This window comes from Microcystis sp. LE19-195.1E (genome assembly GCF_027532095.1).
Classification (GTDB): domain Bacteria; phylum Cyanobacteriota; class Cyanobacteriia; order Cyanobacteriales; family Microcystaceae; genus Microcystis; species Microcystis aeruginosa.
On the sequence record NZ_JAPZSZ010000319.1, the window covers coordinates 1 to 5162 of the forward strand.

Genomic DNA, 5162 nt, shown 5'->3' on the forward strand with positions numbered 1-5162 from the left:
GGAGTGATCGGGGGGAAATTTAGGCACTTTTTCCCTGAAAATTAGGTAATTGGCCACCTCAAAACTGGTAAAACCCCACACCCCACACCCCACACCCCACACCCTGCCCCCAGGAAAAACTTTTTCAGCAAACCCTATTTAGACTCTCTAGAGGTGAAAGATGCCTAAAAAACAAAAAAAATTAGAGGAAACGGGACAGTTAAATCTATTCGATAACACTACAGAAATTGACGATGAAGATCTGGATTTTGAGTTCGAGGATATTGATTTAGAATCTCTTGTTTCCGAAGATTTAGGAATTAGCGAATCAGTAAGCGATCGCCGAGTCGAAACTGTTCGCCAACTGCTAACCCTAAAACTCCTACGGGAGGCGATTCGAGCCGAAAACCCCGACGATCGAGTTATGGCAGATTTTGCCGAAATGGTATTACCCAATTTACTCCGATTAGCGATCGGTGTCACGGCAAAAGGAGGAAATTTCTTCGAGGAAATCGATCGCCGTCGGGAATTAGAGGGAAAAAGCAAAGTTCGACGGGATAACGCGGGCGATCAATCTCTCAATACTCATTTACTTAATGGATTATTTCCCGCCAATCTCATCGAAAAACGACTAGAAAAACTCAATACTACCGTTCGACGGGTAGTAAAGGAATGCGAGCGCAGGTTGGCGATCGCTGGGTTTATTCTCCACGATTTCGAGAAATTCCGCTACTCGCTTTTTCCCGCGATGCCGGCGAAATATATCGAGATTAACGAGGACTTCGATCGAGATATCCGCAAACTATCACGAGAGGAACATCGAGAGATTTTTCAAGTATTGGTTCCCGAATTAGGATTAGATCGCTTTTTATTTTCCGATCAACCAGAAAAATGGACTGAATATCTTGATGATTTGATATACATCGCTAAAAATGCCCAGCGTCGGAATGATACCGATCGAAATACCTCGGAAGATGGGTTAAATACTCGCTTAAACAATAGCGCTCTCGAAAGTTTAACCGATCTTGCCTGTCTAGCCGATCGCTTGGCTTCCATTATTAAACACCCCCACGATGCGGAAAAAGCCTCGTTACAAGATCTTTTATACAGCCTCAGCGATGGGGAACTAAAATTCACTTACCACAGCATCGCCGAAAACCGCGGGGTACTAACGAACGTACTTAATAACGCGGTGATGGAAGCACATCAAGAACTAGACTATCAGCCTTTACTTTACCTGCCTACGGGAGTTGTCTATATCGCCCCCAAAAACGCGCCAGAAGTGTCCCTAGAAACCTTACCGAATCGAGTGGTGGACACCATTAAATCCCTCTGTAGCGGCGAATTACAGCGTAAACAAACGGGATTCGGTAGAGATGGCAAGGGGATGAAATACGCAGATTACTACAGCCAATTTTTCGACGATGCCGGGTTAATGCGCGCTGCCCTCAACGCCACCCTTCGCATCCTCGGTGATAATAAAGCGTCCGTGGCCCGAAGTCGCGGCGAAAACCTGATTAAATTTCAACAACAGGGCGTTTTACCCAGAGATTACGATTTTCATTGTGAAGATGATATCCGGATTGATCGCCTAGCGGAATTCGGGGACGTGGTGACGCGGAAAATCTGGGGCGATCGCCTGGAAAAAATCGAACAGGCGCGAAAATTGCAGAAAAACTTACCCGCACCGCCGGATTTAGATTTAATTAGCGAGATCGCGCATTATTGGAATCTAGAAAATTATCTGCCACAAATCCGAGCGATCAAGCGTATTAATGAATCGTTAAAAGAACTCAAACTGAAAGGCAATACGGGAGGGGTTCCCTACGAATGGTATTATCTAGCGGCGCAATACCTGAAACAGCATCCCGGAATCGAGGATATTAGACCGGTTGCAGAAGATTTAATCGCTTTTCTCGCCGCAAAAATCGCGGCCATAGTTGCGGGATATAACTTACCCGATGGTTGGGAGGATTTGCGAGAGTGGGTTAATCAAATGGTGCAGTTACCCGGTCGGGAATTGGCCCACTCGATCGAAATCTTCCAGAAAGAATTAAACCACTACAACGCCGCTAAAAAACAAGGTCGCGGCCGTCAACTTCTCTGTTCGATCTCCCATTCTCCCTATAGTGTCAGCGAACAGATGGAATCGGCGGTTCTTTTTACTCCCCAAGTCTATACTAATAAACAAATGCTGGCAGGCTCGAACGCCAAACGAAATATTTCCAGTATCGCGGGAACGGAAATGATGTTGCGTCAGATTCTTATGAATCAAACCCAAGCGGTAGGAAAACGTTTCGAGGAGGGCAAATATCGCTATCTGTACTTTTACCCGACCTATTATTTTACTCCCGAAACCAATAGTTTTTTACAAAAAGCCTACGCTAACATCGCTCAAACTCGTTTTGATAGCTCGATAAAGTTGCACTTTGTTGATAAGAATCTGGTCGCTAACTTCGATCGAACCCGTTATCAGAGTGTCGATAGTTTCCTGATCGATGAAAAATTAAGGCAGAAAAAGGAAAGAATTAACGAGGAGGAAGATGGCAAAAAAGACCGCACTTTTAAACTATCCTATCCCGAAGATAAACCCCTAACCTTTTATTTTATGGCCCTACCTCCGGGCCGCGATCCCACCGATACGGAATCCTGGGTTATGCCAGCATGGTTAGGATTAGCTTTCCCGATGATTCTAGATGTCAAAACGGTGGTTTCTGAGTCTCCTATCCCTCCCTATCGCGACGGTGCGGAATTTGAAGAGACGGTATTTCTCGACAGTGCGCCCCAAGCGATCCGGTCCTTAACCCGATGCGATCGATTCCGTCTCGATCGAGTCTTGAACCCATGGCAAGATAATGACGGAAAAAAATATCCTGCCCCTCTAAATACCCTAACCGCAGCCTATTCTATTCATTTGGACGTAAACTCGAAGCAGGGTAAGACGGGTTATGACCCCAATTGGGGCAAATTAACGGAACTCGCTATCAATTTAGAAACCAGTCCTCTCTATGTTTTTCATTACCTTAAACAGTGGAAACGGGGCAAAGATGCCGATATACCGAGCGCTAATCGAATCGCTCTGTATCTCTACGATTTTTATCCTTGTTTCGATCCCTATGTACAAGTCAACCGAACCAATTTAACTATCGATATGACAGCACAATCGCCCTTAAATCACCCGAAAAACTTAACCGAATTGTATCGTCAATTCTATCGAGCTAATAAACGATATAATCCGAAAGCAAACGCAGTTTTAAAACCGATCGATGTGGCCGCCGATACGATTATCAAAGGAGGAATCTATCAGGGAGAAGCCCTAGTTTCTGTAGTAGCGGCGGAAGTGGCCAGCTTAATGAATCGGGTTCATGCTTCTACAGCAGAAGGTCGCTGGATTCTATCCGATCGAGAACAGGAAAGACAGAAAATATTGTCTTTTGCTCGTTATTTTGTGATCGATGTGTTCGAGGGTTCTTTTAAGGGCGATCGAGCGCGTCTAGCTGGCAGACAATTAAACCTCATTCGCGATACCTGCGAATTTCTTTACCGTCTCGAACAGGACAGAGAAAATCAAGAGTTAAAAGCCCAGGGTCAAACTCTGGATGAAGATTCTGAAAACAATAATTAATTCAAGGAGTACCTACCATGTCTTTACTGAAAACCCTCGATTCTAAATTCTTTCATAGCGATATTCCCTACAAACCGATGGGAAAATACGTTCACTTTTTGACGATTCGAGTCACAGAATCTTATCCTTTATTTCAAACAGATGGAGAGCTAAATAAAGCTCGTGTTCGTGCGGGAATTGATAGCAAAAAAACGATTAGTCGTTTATCGATGTTTAAACGAAAACAGTCAACTCCAGAACGTTTAGTCGGACGAGAATTACTCCGTAAATACAACATTATAACCGCAGAGGAGTGCGAATACAATGTTTCTTTTGGAATGAATAACCCCGACTGTATTATTTATGGTTTTGCCATCGGTGATTCGGGTTCAGAAAAATCGAAAGTAGTAGTAGATACGGCTTTTTCGATCACACCCTTTGATGAATCCCATGAAAGTTTTACTTTGAACGCTCCCTACGAGAACGGTACTATGGCATCGAAGGGAGAAAATAACACAAAAGTAGGGGAAGTGACTAGCCGAATTAACCAGCAGGATCACATTCGTCCGCAGGTGTTTTTCCCTAGTATTGTCACGCTCAAAGATCCGACAGAAGCAAGTTTTCTCTATGTTTTTAATAACATCCTGCGTACCCGTCACTACGGCGCGCAAACTACCCGGACGGGACGGGTAAGAAATGAGCTTATCGGTGTTATTTTTGCCGATGGGGAAATTGTTAGTAATTTGCGCTGGACACAGGCAATATATGATCGCCTTCCCGATGAAGTATTACACTCGATCGATCCCTTAGATGAGGATTTAGTTATGGAAAAAGCCACCGAAGCAATACAAGCATTAATGGCGGAAGAATTTATCGTTCATACCGATTTTATCGGGGAAAATTTTCAACCTTTATTAACTGAGGTGAAAACTCTCACGGGTACGGAAGCAGGAATTTTATCGGTTCTAGATCAAGCAAATAAGGAGTCAAAAAAATACTTTGAACAATATATTGAGAAAAAGAAAGCCGAGAAAAAATAGCTAATTTCGTCGGGTGAGTAATTTCTCACCCTAGATCCTCGCAATTTTTAAAGAGTTATGGTACATATTTATTCCTGTCAATTAGAACTGCACGATAGTCTTTATTACGCAACCCGTGAAATCGGCAGACTCTACGAAAGCGAACCCGTAATTCATAATTACGCGCTCTGTTATGCTTTGGGATTGGTAAATAGCGATAGTTATCGTTACTTCTGTTCCGAACAGATTCCACAGTACCAAGAACATTTAAATCCTCTTAACGAAGAGAAAATTTATGTCACTCCCGCACGAGCGATCATTCATACGGCGGTTCTCAATACTTGGAAATATGCCAATAATAACTATCATGTGGAGATGGAAAAAACCCAGAAAAATATTCCCAGTTTTGGCAGGGCAAAAGAAATCGCTCCCGAAAGTGTTTTTGAATGTTTTATCATTTCCCATCACCCCCTACAACTTCCTAAATGGATTCGTTTGGGAAAATGGATGAGTAAAGCGGAAGTAAAACTGACAGAACTTTCCCTATCAAAACAAAAAGA

3 protein-coding genes are annotated in these 5162 nt (G+C 43.4%); all 3 read left to right on the forward strand.

Annotation, left to right across the window (positions count from 1 at the left end; all coding sequences use genetic code 11):
- The first annotated feature begins 160 nt into the window (after positions 1 to 160).
- Positions 161 to 3604 carry a type I-D CRISPR-associated protein Cas10d/Csc3 gene (cas10d, locus tag O9300_RS17520; RefSeq protein ID WP_287973003.1) on the forward strand — a complete coding sequence of 1148 codons (3444 nt, stop codon included), beginning with the start codon at positions 161 to 163 and terminating at the stop codon, positions 3602 to 3604.
- A gap of 17 nt (positions 3605 to 3621) precedes the next feature.
- Positions 3622 to 4623: a type I-D CRISPR-associated protein Cas7/Csc2 gene (cas7d, locus tag O9300_RS17525; protein ID WP_190720987.1), complete on the forward strand. Its 1002-nt coding sequence runs from the start codon at positions 3622 to 3624 to the stop codon at positions 4621 to 4623.
- Positions 4624 to 4680: 57 nt separating this feature from the next.
- On the forward strand, positions 4681 to 5162 hold a 482-nt coding region (cas5d, locus tag O9300_RS17530), incomplete at its 3' end, for a type I-D CRISPR-associated protein Cas5/Csc1 (RefSeq protein ID WP_272081679.1).

Bases quoted from the DNA above. Each gene is read 5' to 3' on its own strand.
- cas7d (WP_190720987.1), top strand. From the start codon at position 3,622: ATGTCTTTACTGAAAACCCTCGATTCTAAATTCTTTCATAGCGATATT.
- cas10d (WP_287973003.1), top strand. From the start codon at position 161: ATGCCTAAAAAACAAAAAAAATTAGAGGAAACGGGACAGTTAAATCTA.